The organism is Geodermatophilus sp. URMC 61 (assembly GCF_052931555.1).
On the sequence record NZ_JBRFHZ010000002.1, the window covers coordinates 4,017,682 to 4,038,906 of the forward strand.

At 76.0% G+C, this 21,225-nt stretch carries 19 protein-coding genes; 3 read left to right on the forward strand and 16 right to left on the reverse strand.

What is annotated here, in order from left to right; all coding sequences use genetic code 11:
- Positions 1-15 precede the first annotated feature (15 nt).
- From ACU610_RS18830 to mftA, 4 genes are read right to left on the reverse strand one after another with little or no spacing between them, the layout of a single operon-like run.
- Entirely contained in the window at positions 16-1,965 is a 1,950-nt protein-coding gene (locus tag ACU610_RS18830) for a mycofactocin system FadH/OYE family oxidoreductase 1 (protein WP_446769222.1), read from the reverse strand.
- On the reverse strand, positions 1,926-3,164 hold the full coding sequence (gene mftC / locus ACU610_RS18835) for a mycofactocin radical SAM maturase (protein ID WP_446769223.1): 1,239 nt from the start codon (positions 3,162-3,164) through the stop codon (positions 1,926-1,928). Before mftC ends, ACU610_RS18830 begins: the two co-directional genes overlap by 40 nt.
- Positions 3,161-3,589, reverse strand: a complete 429-nt coding sequence (gene mftB / locus ACU610_RS18840; protein ID WP_446769224.1) for a mycofactocin biosynthesis chaperone MftB — start codon at positions 3,587-3,589, stop codon at positions 3,161-3,163. The genes mftC and mftB overlap by 4 nt, the downstream gene beginning before the upstream one ends.
- Positions 3,574-3,699 carry a mycofactocin precursor MftA gene (mftA, locus tag ACU610_RS18845; protein WP_446769225.1) on the reverse strand — a complete coding sequence of 42 codons (126 nt, stop codon included), beginning with the start codon at positions 3,697-3,699 and terminating at the stop codon, positions 3,574-3,576. Before mftA ends, mftB begins: the two co-directional genes overlap by 16 nt.
- 124 nt (positions 3,700-3,823) lie before the next feature.
- On the opposite strand from mftA, the gene mftR reads away from it, so the two are divergent.
- Both mftR and ACU610_RS18855 read left to right on the forward strand, forming a co-directional pair.
- Positions 3,824-4,441: a mycofactocin system transcriptional regulator gene (gene mftR, locus ACU610_RS18850; protein WP_446769226.1), complete on the forward strand. Its 618-nt coding sequence runs from the start codon at positions 3,824-3,826 to the stop codon at positions 4,439-4,441.
- 436 nt (positions 4,442-4,877) lie between these two features.
- Entirely contained in the window at positions 4,878-5,045 is a 168-nt protein-coding gene (locus ACU610_RS18855; protein WP_446769227.1) for a hypothetical protein, read from the forward strand.
- Positions 5,046-5,123: 78 nt separating this feature from the next.
- Here ACU610_RS18855 and ACU610_RS18860 read toward each other — a convergent pair whose 3' ends face one another.
- From ACU610_RS18860 to ACU610_RS18890, 7 genes are all read right to left on the reverse strand, one after another.
- A complete protein-coding gene (locus ACU610_RS18860) occupies positions 5,124-7,271 on the reverse strand; it encodes a glycoside hydrolase family 15 protein (protein ID WP_446769228.1) in 2,148 nt (715 codons plus the stop codon).
- Positions 7,272-7,441: 170 nt separating this feature from the next.
- Positions 7,442-8,437 carry an oxidoreductase gene (locus ACU610_RS18865; protein ID WP_446769229.1) on the reverse strand — a complete coding sequence of 332 codons (996 nt, stop codon included), beginning with the start codon at positions 8,435-8,437 and terminating at the stop codon, positions 7,442-7,444.
- 318 nt (positions 8,438-8,755) lie between these two features.
- A complete protein-coding gene (locus ACU610_RS18870) occupies positions 8,756-9,436 on the reverse strand; it encodes a MadR family response regulator transcription factor (RefSeq protein ID WP_446769230.1) in 681 nt (226 codons plus the stop codon).
- A complete protein-coding gene (locus ACU610_RS18875) occupies positions 9,429-10,748 on the reverse strand; it encodes a histidine kinase (protein ID WP_446769231.1) in 1,320 nt (439 codons plus the stop codon). Before ACU610_RS18875 ends, ACU610_RS18870 begins: the two co-directional genes overlap by 8 nt.
- A 10-nt stretch (positions 10,749-10,758) precedes the next feature.
- Positions 10,759-11,991, reverse strand: coding sequence for an iron-containing alcohol dehydrogenase (locus ACU610_RS18880; RefSeq protein WP_446769232.1), 1,233 nt, complete (start codon positions 11,989-11,991; stop codon positions 10,759-10,761).
- 267 nt (positions 11,992-12,258) lie between these two features.
- Entirely contained in the window at positions 12,259-13,488 is a 1,230-nt protein-coding gene (locus tag ACU610_RS18885; protein ID WP_446769233.1) for a cysteine desulfurase-like protein, read from the reverse strand.
- Positions 13,489-13,586: 98 nt separating this feature from the next.
- A complete protein-coding gene (locus ACU610_RS18890; RefSeq protein WP_446769234.1) occupies positions 13,587-15,023 on the reverse strand; it encodes a bifunctional 3-(3-hydroxy-phenyl)propionate/3-hydroxycinnamic acid hydroxylase in 1,437 nt (478 codons plus the stop codon).
- A gap of 166 nt (positions 15,024-15,189) precedes the next feature.
- Between ACU610_RS18890 and ACU610_RS18895 the strand changes: the two genes are divergently transcribed.
- Positions 15,190-16,317: an NDMA-dependent alcohol dehydrogenase gene (locus ACU610_RS18895; RefSeq protein WP_446769235.1), complete on the forward strand. Its 1,128-nt coding sequence runs from the start codon at positions 15,190-15,192 to the stop codon at positions 16,315-16,317.
- A gap of 151 nt (positions 16,318-16,468) precedes the next feature.
- Here ACU610_RS18895 and ACU610_RS18900 read toward each other — a convergent pair whose 3' ends face one another.
- From ACU610_RS18900 to ACU610_RS18920, 5 genes are all read right to left on the reverse strand, one after another.
- Positions 16,469-18,322, reverse strand: coding sequence for an AAA family ATPase (locus ACU610_RS18900; protein WP_446769236.1), 1,854 nt, complete (start codon positions 18,320-18,322; stop codon positions 16,469-16,471).
- 37 nt (positions 18,323-18,359) lie between these two features.
- Positions 18,360-18,902 (reverse strand): MOSC domain-containing protein, encoded by a 543-nt coding sequence (locus ACU610_RS18905; protein WP_446769237.1) that lies wholly within the window; start codon positions 18,900-18,902, stop codon positions 18,360-18,362.
- A 106-nt stretch (positions 18,903-19,008) separates the two neighbouring features.
- Positions 19,009-19,680, reverse strand: coding sequence for an ATP-dependent Clp protease proteolytic subunit (locus ACU610_RS18910; protein WP_446769238.1), 672 nt, complete (start codon positions 19,678-19,680; stop codon positions 19,009-19,011).
- Positions 19,677-19,976 (reverse strand): helix-turn-helix domain-containing protein, encoded by a 300-nt coding sequence (locus tag ACU610_RS18915; RefSeq protein WP_446769239.1) that lies wholly within the window; start codon positions 19,974-19,976, stop codon positions 19,677-19,679. The genes ACU610_RS18910 and ACU610_RS18915 overlap by 4 nt, the downstream gene beginning before the upstream one ends.
- Before the next feature lie 116 nt (positions 19,977-20,092).
- Entirely contained in the window at positions 20,093-21,214 is a 1,122-nt protein-coding gene (locus ACU610_RS18920) for an XdhC family protein (RefSeq protein ID WP_446769240.1), read from the reverse strand.
- Between the last annotated feature and the right edge of the window lie 11 nt (positions 21,215-21,225).

Genomic DNA, 21,225 nt, shown 5'->3' on the forward strand with positions numbered 1-21,225 from the left:
GGAGGTGCCCGGTGCTCACCACCGCCGTCCTGCTCGCCTTCCTCGCCACGCTGACCGTGGCCGACCTGCTGCCGCACGACCGCGCGGCGCGGGTCGTGCTGCCGCGCTAGCGAGGCGACGCGACCAGCGCCCGCGCGCGCGCCGTCCCTCGAGCACCGCCTCGAGCACGGTGCGCGGCGCGACGGCGTCCCCGGCGCCCGACGCCCCCGGGGGTACGTCGCCCGGCAGGCCGGGGCCCGCGTCGACGACGACGGCGCACGGCACGGACCGCTCCTCCCCCGTCCAGCGGTCGGCCAGCACCGCGACCCCGTCGCCCGCCGCGCGCAGGAGGGACGACGTCTCCCGCCGCACCCCCGCCCGCACCAGCCGCGCGTTGGCCGGCGCGAGGTCACCGCCGAGCCGCTCGCCGACCACCGCGTCCGGGGTCACCAGCGTGACCTCCCGACCCGCTCCGGCGAGCAACTCGGCGACGCCCACGCCGACCGGCCCGCCGACCGGGTCGTGCACCACCACCGGGCCGGGCGGCAGCTCCGCGCCGGCCAGCACGTCGGCGGCGCTCGGACCCCCGCCGCGCCGGGCGCCCGTGGCGACGACGTCCCCGGCCTGCGCGATCGTCCCCAGCTCGACCCGCACCCCCAGCCGCGCCACCTCCCCGGCCAGCCAGTCGGCGAGGTCGGCGAAGCGCGCACGCCCGGGCAGCGCGGCGACCAGCCGCAGCGCCCCACCGAGCCGGCCGGTGCGCTCCACCAGCCGGACGTCGGCCCCCGCGGACGCGAGCACCCGCGCCGCCTCCAGGCCGGCCGGCCCGCCGCCGACGACGGTCACCCGCCACCCGACGCCGTCCGGGAGGACGCCCTCGTCGGACGGGTCGGCGACGCAGGTGACCAGCGGGTTCCGCACGTCGCACACCTGGCAGGCCTGGTTGCACAGGGTGCAGGGCCGCACCGGGGCCCCGGCCCGCGCCTTGCGCACGAGGTCGGCGTCGGCGATCTGCGCGCGGGTCATCTCCACTGCGTCGGCGACCCCGTCGTCCAGCGCCCGCTGCGCGGCGGGGACGTCCACGACCGAGCCCTGCAGCACGACCGGTGTCCCGGCGGCCGCCGCCCGCACGGACCGGGTGAGGTCGGTGTTGAACCCGGGCGCGGTGTGCCCGTCCGGTCGGTACGCCGAGGGCGCGAGCCCGCTGCCGCGGACGACGACCAGCAGGTCGACCAGCGGGGCGAGCTCGCGGACGTGCCGGACGGCCAGGTCGGGCGTGATCCCGGCCCAGGGCGCCTCCTCGTCGCACGAGAGGCGCAGCGCGAGCACCCGTCCGGGCCCGAGCTCCGCGCGGACGGCGACCAGCACCTCGCGCAGCAACCGCAGCCGGTCGGCGCCGTACGCATCGGTGCGGGTGTTGGTGAGGCCGGAGGCGAACTGCCGCAGCAGCGAGCGCGCACCCGCGTCCACCTCGACGCCGTCCACACCGGCTCCGACCGCGACCCGGGCACCCGCCGCGAAGCCCTCGACCAGCGCGTCGATCTCGGCCTGCTCCATCGCCACCGGCACCTCGCGGGTGACGACGTCGGGCACCGCGGACGGCGCCCACAGCGCGGTCTGCGCGTGCCCGGCCGTCCCCTGTGCGCCGGTGTGCCCGAGCGAGGCGAACGCCAGCGCGCCGTGCGGGCGGCAGGCGGCGACGACGTCCGCCCAACCGGGACCGCACTCAGCGGCGAGGGGCGCCCGCTCGTAGGGGTGGTCGGAGACGTGCACCGACGCGGTCTCGGTGACCACGACGCCACAGCCGCCCACGGCCCGGCGGGCGTAGTAGGCGACGTGCCGCTCCGAGAACGCCCGCCCGCGGCCCAGGTTGGTCTCGTGCGGGCCGAACAGCACCCGGCAGGGCGCCGTCCGGCCCGCCAGGACGAGCGGGTCGAGGAGTTCCGTCAGCGCAGTTCGAACCCGGCCAGCGGCGACTCGTCGCACGGCCGGGCGGGCGGTGTGGGTGTGGACCGAGCGGGGATCGACGGCATGCCGAGCAGGGTCGGCTGGCCGCGGACCGGGCCCTTGTGCGAGTGGTCGACGGAGCTGCGCGGGGGAACGAGCTCGAGATCGCGGGCGGCCAGCGCGCTCTCGCCGTAGCCCTGCACGCACTCGGGGTCGGGCCCGTCGAGCGGCAGGCCGGTGAAGAACTTGGCGGCCATGCAGCCGCCCCGGCAGGCGTCGAAGTGCGCGCACTTCGTGCAGGCGCCGCCGGTCTGCGGGCTGCGCAGGTCGGCGAACAGCTCGCTTCCCCGCCACACCCGCTGGAACCCACCGGGCGAGCGCACGTTGCCGGCGAGGAACTGCTCGTGGATGGCGAACGGGCAGGCGTAGACGTCGCCCACCGGGTCGATGAGGCAGACCACGCGGCCGGCGCCGCACAGGTTCAGGCCGGGCAGTGCCTCGCCGTACGCGGAGAGGTGGAAGAAGGAGTCGCCGGTGAGCACCTGCTCGCCGTTGGCCAGCAGCCACGCGTACAGCTCCCGCTGCTGGGCCTGGGTCGGGTGCAGCTGGTCCCAGACGTCGGCGCCGCGACCCGACGGGCGCAGCCGGGTGATGCGCAGCTGGGCGCCGTAGCGGTCGGTCAGGGCCTTGAAGGCGTCGAGCTGGGAGACGTTCTCCCGGGTGACGACGACGGAGACCTTGACGTCCTTCATCCCCGCCGCGGCGAGGTTCTCCAGCGCCTGCACCGCGGTGGCGTACGAGCCGGTGCCACGGACGCGGTCGTTGACCTCGGCGGTCGCGCCGTCGAGGGAGATCTGGACGTCGACGTAGTCGGTGCGGGCCAGCTGCTCGGCGCGCGCCCGGTCCAGCTTGACGCCGTTGGTGGAGAACTTGACGCCGACGTCGTGGCCGATGGCGTAGTCCAGCAGGTGCCAGAAGTCCGGCCGGACGGTGGGCTCGCCGCCGCCGACGTTGACGTAGAAGACCTGCATCCGCTGCAGCTCGTCGATCACCGCCTCGGCCTCGGCGGTGGACAGCTCGCGCGGGTCCCGCCGTCCCGACGAGGACAGGCAGTGCGCACACGCCAGGTTGCAGGCGTAGGTGAGCTCCCAGGTCAGGCAGATCGGCGCGTCCAGCCCGTACTCGAACTGGTCGATGAGACGCCCGCCGGTCGGACGCTGAGGGACGACGGCGGTCATGGGTGAGCCTCCGGGTCGGCCTCGTCGCAGGGGCCCGCCGCGAGCTCGCGAGCGGCGGGGGACGACGAGGTCCTTTCTTCGATCATCTGCGAGCGGGCGAGGTCAGCCAGCGCCCGGCGGTAGGCGGGCAGCTGCGCATCGGGGACCCCGCACGCGGCGAGGGCGGCATCGGCGCTGGGGTGCTCGGCCAGCGTCTCGACGACGGTGACGAGCTGCTCGGACTTCAGGAAGGAGAGCTTCCGGTTGCCGAAGTGGTAGACGAGCGCGCCGAAGGGCTCCGGGCGCAGCGCCACGGATCGGGCCCGCCGCCAGGGCAGCGACGGGTCGAAGTCAGCAGCGGGCCCGGGGCCCGGTGGCGGGGCGCCGGCCTCGCGCACCTGCTCGGCCGGCGCCGCGAGGAGGGTGTCGATCAGTACACCCCGCACATGCCGTCGATGGAGACCTCCTCGACGAGGGACTCCTCGACCAGGTCCTCCTCCACCGCGGGGGCCACCGCCGGGCTGCTCGCGGCCTGGGTGTCGTCGCTCTCGGGCACGGCGCCTCCTGTGATCTGCGTTACGGGGGTGGCGGGGACGTTAGTGACACCGAGTGCCACCGGCAACACCGGTCCGCCGACGCGGCGCGCCGTCCCCGGCGTGTCCGTGACGCAAGATGGGGCCGTGACCGAGGCGCCCGCGGACGTTCGCGCGGACACCCGCGCCCGCGTCCAGCAGGTGGCCCTGGAGCTGTTCACGCGCCACGGGTTCGAGCAGGTCACGGCGGACGAGATCGCCGACGCCGCGGGCATCAGCCGGCGCACGTTCTTCCGCTGCTTCGCCACGAAGGCCGACGCGGTGTGGGGCGAGTTCGGTGCGCACGTCGCCCGGTTGGAGCAGCTGCTGGCGGCCACCCGCGAGGACCAGCCGGTGCTCGCCTCGATCTGCGCGGCCTACGTCGAGGTCAACGACTACGCCGCCGAGGACCTGCCGACCCTGCGGCAGCGGATGGCGCTCATCCTCGGCGAGCCGGCGCTGCAGGCCCACTCGCAGGTCCGCTACGCCGACGTCGACCGGGTGGTCGCCGAGCACGTCGCCCGCCGCACCGGGCAGTCCCCCGACGCACTGCTCCCCCGGCTGGTCGCGACCAGCACGCGCGCGGCCGCCACGACGGCGTTCGAGGTCTGGCTGGCCGACGGGACGACGACGCTCGCCGCCGCCCTCAAGGCGGCCTTCGACCAGCTCGCACTGGGCTTCCCCGGCCTGCGCACGCCGCCCGCCCAGCACCCCACCCCGTCCTGACGCCGTCCCGGTGATCAGGTGAGCTGATCACCGAGGGGCCTGGCTCACCACGGGTCGTGAGCTCGGATCCCCGGCGGTGAGCTCGGACGCGCCGGAGGCCGGAGGCGGCCCCCTCCAGTAGGTCAGGTGCACCTCGCCGGATGGGCCGACCTGCTCCTCCGGACGGCCGGTTCCTCCCGTCCACCCCTGCCGCCACGCGGAACGCCGCTCCTACCGTCCGCACCGACGGCCCCTCGCACGCAGGCAGGCAGGCAGGTCAACAAGTTCGAGGGCTTCAACCAGTCGGAGAACCCGAAGAACCCGCTGCACATCGCCGTCTCCACCACGGCCGGTACCGGCTCGGAGACCTCCTGGGCCTACGTCATCACCGACACCACGACCGACCCGGAGAACCCGCACAAGTACGTGGCGTTCGACGACCGACCTGACCCGCCGGGTGCGCGAGACGATCTGGCTGACCCCCGAGCCGCGGTACTCGTGGGCGCTCGGCGGCTGCGACCTGCCGGCCTACGCGGAGAGCTGCGACCGGGTCGAGGTCATCCGCGACCACTCCGGGCTGGAGAGCTGGGCGACCGACGTCGTGACCCGCGCCGCCTCGCGGTGAGCATGACCCCCGCTCCCCGTGGCCCCGTCCCGGGGCCCGCCCTGAGCTCGCGAAGGACGGGGAGGACGGGGTCCTCCCTCATTCCTGGCAGAGAGAGGTCTGGTACCGGCAGGCCACGACGTCGGGTGTGTCCATGGGACGGCCGGCGTCGATGGCGTGGGCCAGCCGGATGAAGCCGGCGTGGGTCCAGGACAGCGGCGTCGCCGAGAACGTCGGTTCCCCCGGCACGAACTCCGTGCCCTCGGCCGACGGCGGCTGGTCGTCCCACACCTGCTCGGCGAGGAACAGCGACCCGTCGTCGGCCGAGCGGGCCATCGTGTCCAGCCGCTCCTGGGCGCTCGCCACGGCGTCGCCACCGAGGGCCACCTCGTACTCGCCGCGCTCACCGGTCAGCAGCGGCCAGCCGCGGCCGGTGGTCTCCCGCGAGCCCGGGTCCACCGGCTCCCACTGGGTGCCGTCGGGCCGCTCCCCGTACCCGTCGAAGCTCGCCCGGTGCCAGAACCGGCCGTTGGGGGCGTCGTAGGCCAGCTGCTCGTCGACCAGGCGCAGCGTGGTGGTGACGACCGGGTCGTCGGCCGGCACGATCCCGAGCCGGACCAGGTCGAGGAAGCTGGGGTCGAGCACCTCCCGCTGGTCGACCAGCGGGCCGCCGTCCGCGATCTGGATCGGCGTCCCGGCGTCGGCGTCCCCGTCGGCGGTGATCCGCAGGAAGTACGGCTCGGCCGACAGCGGGCCGGTGGTGGTCACCGTCCACTCCGCCAGGCCCGCGCGCCACGCGTCGGCCGTGGCGAGGTAGGTGTCGGCCCGGGCGCCGTCGCCGTTGGCACGGGCGATGTCGGCCGCGGTGACGAGGCCGGCGATCTCCGCGGCGATGGTGTTCGGCGACCACCCGCCCAGGTTCTCCCACCGCTCCTGCTCGGTGGCCGGCCCCTCGGCGACCAGGAAGTCCGCGGAGAGCCGCACCCGCTCCCAGTCCGCCGGCCCCGTCCGGCCGAGCTGCCAGGCCAGCACGATCGGCAGGGCGACCTCGTCCATCTGCAGCCCGCCGAAGACCGGTTCCCCGTCGAGCCGCGCGTTCTGCGGGAACGACCCGTCGGGGCGCTGCTGCACCGTCCACAGGTGGTCCAGGGCCCGCTCGGCGGCCGCGACGTCACCCATCGCGATCAGGGCGGTCGCGTGCTGGTACAGGTCGCGCGACCAGACGGCGTGGTAGACGGGCAGGTGCTGCAGCTCGTTCGCCCACGCCCAGGGCCGGCCCGGGGAGGCGACGAAGCCCCCGCGCACGGTCTTGTCCTCGGACGCCGCGATCACCATCGCCGAGACCTGGTACTCCGCGCGCCACTGCGCGGCGCTGGCCGGCACCGGGGCGAGGCCGTCGAGGTAGGCGTGCCAGCCCTCGGTGTAGGCCTGGAGGGCGGAGTCGAAGCCCCGGTCCAGCGCCTGGTCGGCGGCCTGCGCCGCGTCGTCCTCCGTCGTCCCGAAGCCGAGCGACAGGGTCAGCTGCTGCCCGCCGTCCAGCCCGGTCAGGCCCGTCCGCCCGATCTGGACGACGTTGCCGGGCGTCGTGGCGTCCCAGGCGTCGTCGAGGACCAGGTCCTCGCGCAGGTCGGTCCAGCCGTCGCTGCGCTCGAGGTAGCCGCTGGACGTCCCGGTGAGGCCGCCCGAGGCGGTGACGGCGCTGCTCAGCGCACCGTCGGTGGCCAGCAGCCGCCCGCCGGCGGAGCGGCCGATGTCGTCGTTCGCGTTGAGGCCCAGACCGACGTCGTGCAGCACGTACACCTGGTACGGCAGCCCGTCGAGGGACTCGAAGCGCACGTCGACGAGCACCGCGGCCCGGTCGGGGTCGGTGGTGTAGGTCTTGGTGATGCGGTACCGGCCGCTGGTCGCGGTGTTGACCTGCCGGTAGACCAGGGCGCGGGGATCGACCAGCTCGACGACGGAGTCGGTGTCCTCGTCCTCCCGGTCGGCGAACGTGGTGCCGTCGGTGACGACGAACTGCGTGTCCCGCGAGCTCTGCGTGTCGATCCGCGGGGCGAAGACCTCGCTGAGGGTGCCGTCCTCGAGCGTGTACCAGACCGTGCTGTCGAGGGCGCCGATCGCCGTCCCGAAGCCGTCCTTGTCCCCCGGTGCCCAGGTCGCCGCCGCTCCCGGGTACCCCGGCGCAGGAGGCGCGGCCTGCGCTCCCGCGATCCCGACCCCGCCGCTCAGCACGAGGACGCCGGCCACGGCGACCCCGCCGAGGGCCGTTCGCGTCGGCGCCCGACGTGGCCTGCCGTGACGCCCGTCTGCGTGGATCACCGGCCGTTCCTCCGTCCGCCTCTGGTCACCCGTCCCCGCACGGTCGGCGGGTCACCCGCGCCGCTCCCCGGCGATCTCCGCGGAGACCGCCGGACGGATCACCGTGGGGGCGGGCCGGCCTGGCCGTCCCTCAGCCACGGCGGCGGACCGCCCTGGCCCCCACCCCCCCACGCCGGGACGCCGCCGGCCGGCGGGCCACCCATGGTCACGATGCGGTCCAGCTCCTCGGTGTCGGCGGGGCCGAGGGTCACCCCACCCGCCGCGAGCAGCTCCTCCAGCTCGGCCACCGAGGTCGCACCCGGGATGACCAGCACGTTGGGTGAGCGCCCGAGCAGCCACGCGATGGCCACCTGCATCGGGCTCGCCCCCACCCGCTGCGCGACGGTCTGCAGGACCGCCGACTGAGCCGGCGACATCTCGCCCACGGGGAAGAAGGAGGTGTAGGAGATGCCCTCCAGCGCCACGTAGGCGACGCCGTCCCGGGCCAGCTCCTCGACGAGGCGGTCGTCGGTGCGGTGGATGAGGTTGTAGTGGTTCTGCACGCAGGCCAGCGGCGCGATGCCGCGGGCCTCGGCCACCTGCCGGCTGGTGATGTGGCTGACGCCGAGCTGACGCACCAGCCCCTCCTGCTGCAGCTGCGCCAGCGCCTCGAGCGGCTCGGCGAGGGAGCGCTCGTCCTCCGGCTCGCCCAGACCCGGCATCCGCAGGTTGGCCACGTGCAGCGCGTCCAGCCCGAGGTGCTCGAGGTCCTCCTCGACCGACCGGCGCAGCTCGTCCGCCGTCAGCGCCTCCTCCCAGCCGCCCTCCGGCGTCCGGCGCGCGCCCACCCGGGTGACGATGACCAGCTCCTCGGGATAGGGGTGCAGCGCCTCGCGGATCAGGTCGTTCACCACGTGCGGGCCGTAGAGGCCGCTGGTGTCCAGGTGGTCGACCCCGAGCTCGACCGCCCGGCTGAGGACGGCGAGCGCGGCGTCCCGGTCGGCGGGTGGCCCGGTGACCCGCGGTCCGGTGAGCTTCATCCCGCCGTACCCCAAGCGGTGCACGGTCCGGTCGCCGAGGGAGACCCGTCCGGATCCCGTCGCGGTGGTCGTCATGCCGCGCGAAGCTAGGGCCGGGCGGGCTCCGGGGGACACGGCCGGACGGCGGCCCCCGGCGCGGCAGTCACGGGTAGTGGGTCGCTGTCAGCGCGTCGTGGACAGCGGTCGGTGTGTCGGCTGCGTGTCGCGTCACGGGCCATGGGGCAACGGCCCGTCCAGGGCACCGCCCCGAGCCTGCGACGGCCCACGTGCAGATGCAAGGACCCCGTCCTCCTCACCGCTCGCACGCTCGCGGCGAGCCTCTGGACGGGGCCTGGCGCGAGCTTGCGAGGGGTGGGGCGAGGGGGTCCTCCACGGGGAGGACGGGGTCCTCCTTCAGATGAGGCCCAGCTTGGAGCCGGCGTAGACCGCCTCCGCGCGGCGGGAGACCGCGAGCTTGCGCATGACGTTGCCGACGTGGAACTTCGCCGTCGTCGCCGAGATGTAGAGCTCCTTGCCGATCGCCTCGTTGGACAGCCCGCGCGCCAGCAGGGTGAGCACCTCGCGCTCGCGGGGGGTGAGGTCCGGCCCCGCGGCGGCCACGGGGGACGGCGCGGGAGCGGCCAGCGAGCGCACCACCATCGTCGCGCTGTGGCTGTCGAAGGCGCTCTCCCCACGGCGCACCGCGCGGATCGCGGCGACCAGCGCCACCGCGTCGACGTCCTTGAGCACGTAGCCGCGGGCACCGCGCTGGATCGCCTCGAGCACCAGCTGCTGGTCCAGGAAGGTGGTCACCACCAGGACGCCGGGGGCCGGTGTCGTGGCGGTGAGCTGCCCGCACAGGGCCAGGCCGGCGATGTCCGAGCCGGCCGACAGCTTGAGGTCGAGCAGCACGATGTGCGGGCGGCTGGCGGCCACCAGGTCCAGCGCCGCACCGGCCGACGCCGCCTCGCCGACCACCTCGATGTCGGGCTCGCGCTCCAGGATCGAGCGCAGCCCCTGCCGGACGATCGCGTGGTCGTCGACGATCACCAGCCGGATGGGCTCCGGAGCGGTCCCCGCGGTGGGCTCAGCCATCGACGGCGTCCCACGGCATCCGGACCTCCACCCGCACCCCGCCCATCCGGGCCCGCGTGAACCGCACCGTCGCTCCCATCTCCCCGCAGCGGGAGGCGATGTTGCCCAAGCCGCGGTGGTACCCGTCGTCCCGGCGTCCCGAGGCCCGCAGCGCCCGGCGCAGCGCGTCGGGGTCGCCGCAGCCGTCGTCGGCGACCGAGAGCCGCAGCTCGTCGGGTCGGTAGGCCAGCCGCACGGTGCACCGGGTCGCCTGGGCGTGCCGGGCGGTGTTGAACAGGCACTCCGAGGCGATCCGGAACAGCGAGTGCTCGACCTCCGCGGGCAGCTCGCGCGGGCGCCCCTCCACCCGGACGGCGACGGCCAGGCCCGGCACCGGGGCGACGTCGGAGAGCCGGCCCAGCAGCGCCGGCAGCCCGTCGTCGTCCCCGTGCCCGTCGGAGGAGAGGGCGTGGATGGCGCCGCGCAGCCGCTCCACCGCCTCGCGGGTCAGCGCCTTGGCGTGGCCGAGCCGCTCGTAGACCTCGTTGTGGTGGGCCACCTCGGGCCTGCACCACTCGATCGCCATCCCCGCCGAGAGCACGTGCTGGGCCACGCTGTCGTGCAGCTCCCGGGCGATCCGGTGCCGCTCGGCGTCCACCGCCTCGCGCTGCGCGGCGACGTCCAGCCGCCGCTCGGCGTCGGCCAGCTGCTCGTGCCGGTCGGCGAGGTCGCGGGCCCGCTGCTCGGCCTGCGCGTAGAGCTCCTCGGTCTGCCGGCGCAGCCCCTCCGACCGCGCCAGCAGGTGGTCCGAGAGCAGCGCGACCGCCGACTGGTTGGCCGCGATCCGCAGGATGGCCAGGTCCGCGGCGGTCGCCGTCCGCCGGGGCCCGCCGCAGGCCACGAGCGCGCCGACCGGCTCGCCGTCGACCACGAGGGGGACGACGACCGCGCCGTCCGCGGTCTGCCACGGCTCGACCGCGTCGGCCGCCAGCGCCTCGGTCACCGGACGACGGACCACCTCGGGCAGCAGCGCCAGGTGGCCCACCGCGACCCCCGACGGGCCGCGGCCGAGCATCCGCGGGCGGGCCAGCGGCAGCGCGTTCGCGGACAGCGCGAGCACCGCCCACGGCTCGCCGAGGTGCTCGGCGGTGGCGTCGATGACCGCCCGGCACAGCGCGTGGGCGCCCTGCCCGGTCGCCGAGAGGACGCCGGCGATGTGCTCCAGCGAGCCCAGCGCGCGGTCGAGGTCGTCGACGGTCTGGCGGTACTCGGCGTACCAGCTCGGCTTGGACGAGCGCAGGCCGGTGAGCTCGGAGATGTCCGGTGCGCGCATCAGCGGTGCGTCACAGGGCGGCACGGAACAGCGCGGCGATGTCGGTGGCGTCGGCGTCGCGGGGGTTGGTCGACAGGCACGCGTCGCCGAGGGTGGTGGTGGCGAGGGTCTGGATGTCGGTCTCCCGCACGCCGAGCTCGGCCAGCCCGCGCGGGCAGCCCAGGTCCGCGGCCAGCCGGGCGACGGCCTCGGCGGCCTCCTCGGCCGCGACGTCGGCCGGCAGCCCCGTGACGTCGATGCCCATGGCCCGCGCGATCGGGACGAACCGGTCCGGCGCACCGCGCGCGTTGAACCGGATGACGTGCGGCAGGAGGACGCCGTTGACGACGCCGTGGGGCAGGTCGAGCAGCCCGCCGACCTGGTGGCTCATGGCGTGCGTGGCGCCGAGGATCGCGTTGGTGAAGGCCAGCCCGGCCTCGAGGCTGGCCTGCGCCATCGCCGTGCGCGCGGCCGGGTCGTCGGGCCGGTCGAGGGTGGCACGCAGCGAGCCGCAGATCAGCTCGACGGCGTGCAGCGCGTGCACGTCGGTGAGCGGGCCGGACGCCCGGGACACGAACGCCTCGATGCCGTGGGTGAGCGCGTCCAGCCCGGTGGCGGCGGCGAGGTCGTCGGGCATCGTGGTGAGCAGCCGCGGGTCGGTGATCGAGATGTCCGGGACCAGTGCCCGGCCGATCAGGGTGGCCTTGAGCCGGCGGGTGGTGTCGGTGATGACGGCGAACTGCGAGACGTCGGCGCCGGTGCCCGCGGTGCTGGGACACATCACGGTCGGCGGGATCGCGGCGGTGACCCTGTCGACGCCCTCGTAGTCCAGGATCTGCCCGCCGTTGCTCGCCACGACGGCGATCGCCTTGGCCGCGTCGATGACCGAGCCGCCGCCGAGGCCGAGGATGACGTCGCAGCCGCTCTCCCGGTAGCGCTCGGCGCCGGCGGCGACCTCGTGGTCCTTGGGGTTGGGCGTCAGCCCCTGCCAGACGGTCGCCCGCAGCCCGGCCTCGGCGAGGTGCCCGGCGAGCTCGGCCCACCAGCCGGCCCGCACCAGCCCGGCGTCGGTGACGACGAACGGCCGCTGCGCGCCCAGACGCCGGGCCGCCCAGCCCGCCTCGGACAGCGATCCCCAGCCGAAGACCACCTCGGGCACCAGGTACTTGCTGAACGGCGCGACCGCCGGTGCCGGCCGTGGTGCGGACTCCCGGGCCGCGAGGCCGGCCGGGCGCGCGAGCCGGGCCGGGGCCGCGGCGGTCACCGTCGTCCCGCTCGGGGAGCACGCGCGGCAGCGGACACGAGGACCTCCGGGGTCTAGGGCGGTGCGCCCAGACTAAAGGCCGGCCGTGACCGCTGTCACACGGTTCGGTCGCGTGCGACCGATCGGCTCGGGCGACGACACGGCCGGCCCCCGCGGCCGGCCCCGTCCAGGGGCTCGCCGCCGGCCCTCCTGCAGGGCCCTGCCGTGAGCCTGCGAACGGTGGGGGGCAGGAGGGCCCTCCTCCGGTGAGGAGGACGGGGTCCTCCTTCAGCCGGCGACCCACTCGCCCAGCCCGGCCAGCAGCCGGTCGACGTCCTCGTCGTCGTTGTAGGGCGCGAGCCCGACCCGCAGGCCGCCGGTGTCGCCGAGGCCGAGGTGGCGGGAGGCCTCGATCGCGTAGAAGGACCCGGCCGGCGCGTTGACCCCGCGCTCGGCCAGGAACCGGTACGCGTCGGCGGCGTCCCGGCCCTCGAAGGTGAGCAGCAGGGTGGGGGTGCGGCGGGCGGCCCGGGACCACACGGTGACGCCGGGCAGCGCGCGGACACCGTCCTCGATGCGTTCCCGCAGCCGGTCCTCGTGCTCCTCGAGCGCCGCCATCCCGACCTCCAGCCGGGCCCGGCGGTCGCCCTGCGGGCCGCCATCGCCGGCTCTGCCGGCGGACGGACCCAGCCCGGCCAGGAAGTCGACCGCGGCCGTGGTGCCGGTGAGCAGCTCGTAGGGCAGCGTGCCCAGCTCGAACCGCTCGGGGACGGCGTCGGTGGAGGGCAGCAGCTTGTCGGGGTGCAGCGTCTCCAGCAGCCCCGGGTCCGCGACGACGCAGCCGAGGTGCGGGCCGAGGAACTTGTACGGCGAGCAGGCGTACAGGTCGGCGCCCAGCGCGCGGACGTCGACCGCCGCGTGCGCGGTGAGGTGCACGCCGTCGACGTAGACGAGGGCGCCGGCGTCGTGGGCGAGGGCACTGGTCGCCGCGACGTCCGGCCGGGTGCCGATGAGGTTGGAGGCGCCGGTGACGGCGACCAGCCGGGTGCGCCCGGACAGGACCCGCCCGACCGCCTCGGGGGCGAGCTCGCCGGTGGCCGGGTCGAACTCCGCCCAGCGCACCGTCGCCCCGCGGGCCTGCGCGGCCTGCACCCACGGGCGGACGTTGGCGTCGTGGTCCAGCCGGGTCACCACGACCTCGTCGCCCGGACCCCACCCGGCGGACAGCACGCGGGAGAGGTCGTAGGCCAGCTGGGTCGCGCTGCGGCCGAACACCACGCCGCCGGGGTCGCCGGCGACGAGGTCCGCGACCGCCTGGCGCGCGGCGAGGACGACGTCGTCGGCGGTGCGCTCGGCCCGGGTGACCCGCCCGCGGTTGGCGATCGGCGAGGTGAGGGTGGCCGCGACCGCGGCGGCCACCGACTCGGGCACCTGGGAGCCGCCGGGGCCGTCGAAGTGGGCGGCCCCGGCGCGCAGGGCGGGGAAGCAGGCACGGACGGCGGCGACGTCGTAGCTCACCGGAGGAGCATGCCGGGTCGCGCTTCGTGCACGCAGCGCGGTCCCCGGGCGGGCCAGTGCGCACCGCCAGCACGGGCCGACCCGGAGGCCCGCGCGGCTCAGGAGGCCGATTGCACGATCCGGTCCGGCCGGACGACGACGGCGGCCGCCCCTGCCCGACGCAGCCACGTGGTGAGCACGCCCCCGACGTCGGCCACCTCGACCTCGCGGTCCCCGGTGGGGCGCACGGCCAGCCGACCGGGGGCGAGCAGCCGCAGCCGCGCCGTCCCGGGGCCGAGGACGTCGTCCACCGGCACCGTCCGGCCGTCGAGCACCACGGCAGCCCGGGGCAGCAGGGACCCCGCCAGCCGCCGTCCGGCACGCCCGCGGCGCGCCACCAGCGGGCCGCGCCGCAGCGGCGGGGTGCGGTTGTCGGTGGCGAAGCGCGCGACGGCGGGGACCCGCCGCACCCCGGCCAGCACCGCCCGGCGCAGCACCGCGGCGCCGCGGCCGCCGCCGGTCATCAGCAGGCCCAGCAGCAGCGCCAGGCGCACCATCGCCCGCGCGTGCGGCGCGCGCTCGGCCTGGTGGGTGTCGAGCAGCCGCTCGGGCGCCGTCCCGGCCAGGACGGCGGCCAGCTTCCAGGCCAGCTGGTGGGCGTCGCGCAGTCCGAGGCCCAGCCCCTGTCCGATGAACGGCGGGGTCAGGTGCGCGGCGTCGCCGGCCAGCAGCACCCTCCCCGACCGCCACCGGTCGGCCACCTGGGCCCGGTAGACGTACTCGGCGACCCGCTCCACCTCGGCGTCCGCCGCGCCGTACGGGGCCAGCAGCCAGGGCAGCCTGGCGGCCAGGTCGTCGCGGGTCTCGCCGGGCAGCAGGCGGAACTCGAAGCGGTAGCGGTCGCCGGACACCGGCATGGCGGTCGCCGCCCGGTGCGGGTCGCAGACCTGGTGCGCCCCGGGCCACAGCGGCAGCGGTCGCGCCGAGCGCACGTCGACCACCAGCCAGCGGTCGGGCCGCCCAAGGTTCCGCATGCGCGCCCCGATCAGGCGCCGCACGGTCGAGTTCGCACCGTCGCAGCCGAGCACCGCCGCGGCCCGCAGCGACGATCGCGCACCGGACTCCCGGTCCAGGACGACCACGCCGTCCTGCGTCAGGTCCACGAGCTCGCAGCCGGGGCGCAGCTCGACGCCCGGCTCCCGGCGGACGGCGGCCAACAGCAGCTCCTCCAGGTCGGGCTGGGCGAACATCGACCCCTGCGGCCAGCCGTGCGGTCCGGACGACGACGCGCGGGCGAACTCGGCGAGCACCCGGTGGCGCCCGTCGAGCAGCCGCAGCCCCTGCGTCGGGCGGCTGACCGCGAGGAAGCCGTCGGCGACCCCGGCGTCGGCGAGCGCGCGCAGGGCCTCGTCGTCCAGGTGCACCGCGCGGGGTCGCCCGTAGGGCGCGGCCTGCCGTTCCAGCACGACCACCCGCAGCCCGCGGCGGGCGAGCAGCAGCGCCGCGGTGAGCCCCACCGGCCCGGCGCCGACGACGACCACCGGGCTCCCCGTCACGGCGCCGAGTCTCCCGGACCGGGCGCGTGCCGACGTTGCACCCTCCGTTGCGCCCCCTTGACGACCACCCCCTGCCGACTCAGGGTGTGGCGCGGCGCACACTCCAGTGCACTGTGCGCGCGAACGACCCGCAGACGTGGCCGGGTCAGGACGGAGGGACGATCGGGTGAAGACCAAGGGCGCGATCCTGTGGGGTGTCGGCGAGGAGTGGTCGATCGAGGAGATCGAGCTGGGCGATCCCAAGGAGGGTGAGGTCCAGGTCCAGCTGGCCGCCTCGGGGCTCTGCCACAGCGACGAGCACCTCGTCACCGGCGGCACGCCCGTCGCCTTCTACCCGGTCATCGGTGGGCACGAGGGGTCCGGCGTGGTCACGAAGGTCGGCCCCGGCGTGACCGGCCTGCAGGAGGGTGACCACGTCGTCACCGCCTTCATCCCCGCCTGCGGGCAGTGCCCGCCGTGCTCGAAGGGGATGCAGAACCTCTGCGACCTCGGGGCGAACCTGCTCGCCGGGACGTCGATCTCCGACGGCAGCTACCGCGTCCAGGCCCGCGGCAAGGACGTCATCCCGATGTGCCTGCTCGGCACGTTCTCGCCCTACATCACCGTGCACCAGGCGTCGGTCGTGAAGATCGAGCCGGACATCCCGCTCGACATCGCCGCGCTGGTCGGCTGCGGCGTCACCACCGGCTGGGGCTCGGCCACCAAGGTCGCCGACGTCCGGCCCGGCGAGAACGTCGTCGTCATGGGCGCCGGTGGTGTCGGCATGAACGCCGTCCAGGGTGCGGCGGCGGCCGGGGCCAAGCGGGTCATGGTGATCGAGCCGGTGGCGAGGAAGCGCGAGTGGGCCATGGACCTGGGCGCCACGCACGTCTTCGAGTCGGCCGAGGAGGCGACCGGGAAGGTCAACGAGCTGACCTGGGGCCGCATGGCCGACAAGACGATCATCACGGTCGGCGACATCCAGGGCGAGGACATCCAGACCGCGCTCAGCCTCACCGGTAAGGGCGGCCGCGCCGTCGTCACCGGGATGGGCAACGCCGCCAACACCGACGTCAAGCTCAGCCTGTTCGAGCTGACCCTGCTCCAGAAGGACCTGCAGGGCGCCATCTTCGGCGGCCTGGCCCCGCGCGCGGCGATCCCCGAGCTGCTCAGCCTGTACCAGGAGGGCCAGCTCAAGCTCGACGAGCTCGCGACCACGCGGTACTCGCTCGAGGACGTCAACCAGGGCTACCAGGACATGCGCGACGGCAAGAACATCCGCGGGATGGTCGTCTACACCGACGCCGACCGCTGAGCGAGGGCCGCTGACGACACCGTCGTCCTCCGGACGACACCGCGGCCAGGAGGCGTCCCCGGGGTCGGGTGGAGCCGCTGCCCACCCTCCTCGGGGAGGCCTCCGGCCCCCCCCGCTCGTCGGGCGACGTCCACCCCGGCCGTGGAGCGGCTCAGGCCAGCAGCCGGGTGAGCGCGGGACCCAGGTCGGCCAGCGAGCGGACCGCGGCCACCGTGCCGCTCCCCCGCGCGGCCAGGGCACGGGCGGCGTCGAGCGGCTCCGCACCGGCGCCGGCGCCCGGCAGCGGGCACAGCACGTCGAGCCGGTCGATGCCGGCGAGGGCCGTCTCGGCGGGGTCGCCGGCGGTGGAGAGACAGTCCGACAGCAGCACGACGACGCGCTCGTCGGCCACGGGGAACGCGCGCAGCTGAGCGGCTGCGGCCCGCAGCGCGGCGGCCAGGTCGGTGGTGCCGGCTCCCCGCAGACCGACCAGGGCCAGCACGAGGTCCTCGGCCGACCGGTGCCGGCCGGCGGCCTGCAGCACGTCCACGCGGTCGGCAAAGGTCAGCACGCTGGTGGACAGGCGCTCGTCGGCGGCCAGGACGACGCCGGCCGCCGCCACCGCGGCGATGGCGACGCCGAGCCCGCTCATCGAGCCCGACCGGTCCACCACCAGGCACACCGCCCGCCGGGTGCCCGCCCAGCGCCGGGACACGGTGTCCTCGGCCGCGGGCGGCCACGGCCCGGTCCAGCGCTCCAGCGTGCGGTCGAGGTCCAGGTCGCCCTCCGCGCCGCGCGTCGGCACCAGCCGCCGGGTCCCGCGGGCACGGGGCCGGCCGGTGCGCCCCGCCTGCACGAACACCCGCGCCGCCAGCCGGCGTGCCGCCGTCCGCAGCTCCCGGTCGGTGGCGGTGGCGAGGTCGGCCAGCAGCGCCGCGGCCGCGTCCGGGTCGGCGCCCATGACCGCTGCGAAGGCCTCCTCGTCGAGCTCGCCCACCTCGGGGCTGACCTGGTCGAACGCGGCGTGGCGCTGCTGCAGCTCGCGGCGTCCGGTCTGGCGCGGGCCGCGGCGGGACGACCGGTCCCGCCGGCCCGCGCCGGGGTCGTGGCCTGCCGCCTCAGGCGGCAGGCCACCCGCTTTTCCCGAGCCGTCCCCGGAGGGCGCCGCAGGTCCGTCGTCCGGTGGCCCGGCGTCGGGCGGCCAGACCCGGTCGAGGATCTCGTCGAGGACCGCCTCGGGCGTGCGCTCGACGCCCTCGGTGACCCGGATCCGGCCCGAGAGGGCCGCGTGCAGCGCGTCCCGGGTGGTCTCGCGGGCGCCGTCGTCGTCCAGCCCGCCGCCGCGCAGCCGCAGCAGCCCGCCGAGCAGCAGGACGAGGTCGATCGCGCCGCGGACCGACGAGCCGGTGCGCAGGTCGCGGTGCACCCGGGTGTCCCGCACGAGCCGTACCGCCAGCGCCACCGGCCGCGGCTCGGCGCCGGTGACGGCGGTGACGATCGCGCGCTCGGCCTCCTCGTCCTGGTAGCCCAGGACGACGCGGCACATGCGGTCGGCGATCGCCTGGCCGACCCGTGCGGTGCCCACCGCGTCAAAGGGGTTCATCGCGGCGATCAGCCGGAAGCCCGCGGTGGCCCGCACGACACCCAGCCGGGGGACGACGATCTCGCCCTCGGTGAGCACCGTGATGAGGACGTTGAGCGTCTCCTCGGGGATGCGGTTGAGCTCCTCGAGGTAGAGCAGCCCCGAGCCGCGCATCGCGGTGAGCAGCGGCCCGTCGACGAAGCTGCCGGGCACGTAGCCCTCGGCCATGACCGCGGCGGGGTCGTAGGAGCCGACCAGGCGCGCCGGCGTGAGCTCGGCGTTGCCCTCGACGAAGACGACCTCCTGGCCGACCTCGTCGGCGATGGCGCGCAGCAGCGTGGACTTGCCGGTGCCGGGCGGGCCCTCGAGGACGACGTGCCGGTTGGTCTGCAGGGCCACCGTGAGCACCTCGCGCTCGCGCTGCAGACCGATCACGGGACTCACCGGGGCCTCCTGTCGTCGCGGGGGGAGCCGGGCGCGATCATGCGCCACCGGCGGAGGGGTGCGCTCCAGCGGGTCCCGCGTGCCGGCGGACGGCGTCCCCGGCGTGCGAGGCGTCGAGCGGGACGGCGCTGGTCAGGACCGCCGGCCCCAGGCGGAGCACGCCGTCGGAGAGCGCGGCGCAGCGCACGCCGCCCCGCCCGCGCAGGGCCCGGTGCGCACCCGGCGCCAGGACGACGTCCATCCAGGCGCAGGGGTGGGCCGGCCGTCCGCCGGCGAGCAGCACCGGCCCGGACCCGGAGTCCAGCGCGAACCGCTGCCCGCGCAGCGCCTCCACCTCGGCGCCCCGCAGGACGACGGTGCGGCGGGCCAGGTGCGGGTCGAAGGGGGCGGAGCCGATCTCGGCGGCGACGGCCTCCAGCGCCTCGACGGCGAGCACGGTCAGCTGTGCGTCGCGGTGCGCCGGGCGGCCGGCGTAGCGGTCCCCCACCACGCCGACCCCGGCCCGCACCTCGATCGCCGCGCGCCGGTCGCCGTCCTGCTGCGGCAGGGGGCCGGCGGGCCGGCCGTCGTAGCGGTGCACCGGCGAGGCGAGCAGCGCGACGACCTCGACGTCGTACCGGAACCGGAGGGGTGGGACCGCCTCCTCCCCACCCCTCGCAGGCTCGGGGCGGGACCGGGGAGGGGGCCTAATGGTCGACCAGGCCGTAGCCGCGGGCCTCCTCCGCGTCGAGCACTCGCCCGGCGCGCATGTCGGCGGCCACCTCGTCCACCGGGCGTCCGCAGGCCTCCGCCAGCCGATCCTGCAGCCGGCGCAGCTGTCGTGCGTGCTCGGCGGCCCAGGCCTCCACCTCGTGGCCGGGGACGCCGCGCGGCGCCCGGGGCTCGCACAACCGGACCATCGCGTGCGGCCCGATGACCCGCCGGTCGGCGACGGCGAGGACCGCGACCGCCGGCCCGCTGAGGGTCCCCAGGCTGGTCGCGTGCACCGGGACCCCGACCAGGTCGAGCGCGTCCACCAGCGTCAGGGCGCTCTCGAGGTCGGCGCCCACCCCGGAGAGCCGGAGCTGGATCGGGTCGTCCCCCGTCGCGTCGAGCAGTGCCAGCTCGCTGACCGCCCGGTTGACCGCCTCCGCGTCCAGTTCGCCGGAGAGCGTCACCACCCGCTGCTCCAGCAGCCGCTCGGCGAGCCAGTCGCCCGCGCCGACGACCAGGGTCGCCGACGCCGACGCCGGGCCGGGGGCCGGCGGGCGCGGCGCGGGCTGCCACGGCGTACGCGGCCACTCCGGCGGCCGTGGCGGGAACGGCGGTTCGGGGGGACCGGGTGGGACGGGCGGCCAGGTGCCCGTGGCTCGGGTCATGGGGACTCCTCGCTCGGGGTGGTGGGACGGGTGGACGACTCGGAGGGCCGGACCTGCCAGTCGACGGCGCGCCCCAGGGCGGCCGCGTACCGCTCCAGCGTGGACAGTCGCGCGTCGAGCTCGCCGCTCTCCAGCCGGGCGACGGCGGACTGCGACGTCCCCATGCGCGCGGCCAGCTCCGTCTGACTGAGCCCGCTCTCCCGGCGGGCGCGGGCCAGTTGCTCGATCAGCTCGTGCCGGCGCGCCGAGGCAGCACCCAGTCCGGGGAAGGCGCTGCGGCGCGGCTCGAGCGGCATAGCGGGAACGGTATCGCTGATCCGCTATACCGGGAGTCCCTCGGCGCGCGGGATCTGCACAGTGGTGGCCATCAGGGTCCTGATGGCCACCACTGTGCAGATCTCGCGCCGGCCTCTCAGCGCTCCGCGGTCTTGTGGATCGGGCCCTCGGTACCGGTCAGCCGTTCCCCGGAGCCACCCCAGCGCCCGGCGATGACCTCGGCGGCGATGGAGATGGCCGTCTCCTCGGGTGTGCGGGCGCCGAGGTCCAGCCCGATCGGGGAGGAGAGCCGGGCCAGCTCCTCCTTCGACAGCCCCGCCTCCTCCAGGCGGGCCAGCCGCTCCTCGTGCGTGCGCCGCGAGCCCATCGCACCGACGTAGGCGACCGGCAGCCGCAGCGCGACCTCCAGCAGCGGGACGTCGAACTTCGGGTCGTGCGTGAGCACGCAGAGCACGGTGCGCTCGTCGATCCGGCCGGCGTCGACCTCGGCCTGCAGGTAGCGGTGCGGCCACTCGACGACGACCTCGTGCGCGTCGGGGAAGCGCTTGGGCGTGGCGAAGACCGGGCGGGCGTCGCAGACGGTGACCCGGTAGCCGAGGAAGGCGCCGACCCGCGCCACGGCGGCGGCGAAGTCGATGGCACCGAACACGACCATCCGGGCGGCCGGCGCGAAGGCGTTGACGAACAGCGACAGGTCGTCGCCGCGGCGCTCGCCGTCATGGCCGACGTGCAGCATCCCGGTGCGGCCGGCGGCGAGCATGCCGCGCGCGTCGTCGACGACGGCGTCGTCCAGCCGCTGCAGGCCGAGGGTGCCGGAACTCCGGTCGGGCCAGACCACCAGCCGCCGACCCACCCGGTCCTCCGGGCCGGCGACGCAGGTGACGACGGCGACCGGCTCGTGCCGGTCGACCGACTCGGCCACCTCGCCGAGCTCGGGGAAGGACTCCCGCGAGACCGACTCGACGAAGACGTCGAGGATCCCGCCGCACGTCAGCCCCACGGCGAAGGCGTCGTCGTCGCTGACCCCGTACCGCTCCAGGGTCGGGACGCCGGTCTCGACGACGTCCTTCGCCTCCTCGTAGACCGCGCCCTCGACGCAGCCGCCGGAGACGCTGCCCACGGCGGTGCCGTCGGGCCCGACGAGCATCGACGCGCCGGCCGGGCGCGGCGCGGACCGCCAGGTGGCCACCACCGTGCCCATGCCGACGGTCTCGCCCGCCTGCCACCAGCCGATCAGGTCCTCGAGCACGTCACGCATCCGACAACTCC

Bases quoted from the DNA above. Each gene is read 5' to 3' on its own strand.
- mftC (WP_446769223.1), bottom strand. From the start codon at position 3,164: ATGACCGCCGTCGTCCCTCAGCGTCCGACCGGCGGGCGTCTCATCGAC.
- ACU610_RS18865 (WP_446769229.1), bottom strand. From the start codon at position 8,437: ATGACGACCACCGCGACGGGATCCGGACGGGTCTCCCTCGGCGACCGG.
- ACU610_RS18870 (WP_446769230.1), bottom strand. From the start codon at position 9,436: ATGGCTGAGCCCACCGCGGGGACCGCTCCGGAGCCCATCCGGCTGGTG.
- ACU610_RS18875 (WP_446769231.1), bottom strand. From the start codon at position 10,748: ATGCGCGCACCGGACATCTCCGAGCTCACCGGCCTGCGCTCGTCCAAG.
- ACU610_RS18910 (WP_446769238.1), bottom strand. From the start codon at position 19,680: ATGACCCGAGCCACGGGCACCTGGCCGCCCGTCCCACCCGGTCCCCCC.
- ACU610_RS18915 (WP_446769239.1), bottom strand. From the start codon at position 19,976: ATGCCGCTCGAGCCGCGCCGCAGCGCCTTCCCCGGACTGGGTGCTGCC.
- ACU610_RS18920 (WP_446769240.1), bottom strand. From the start codon at position 21,214: ATGCGTGACGTGCTCGAGGACCTGATCGGCTGGTGGCAGGCGGGCGAG.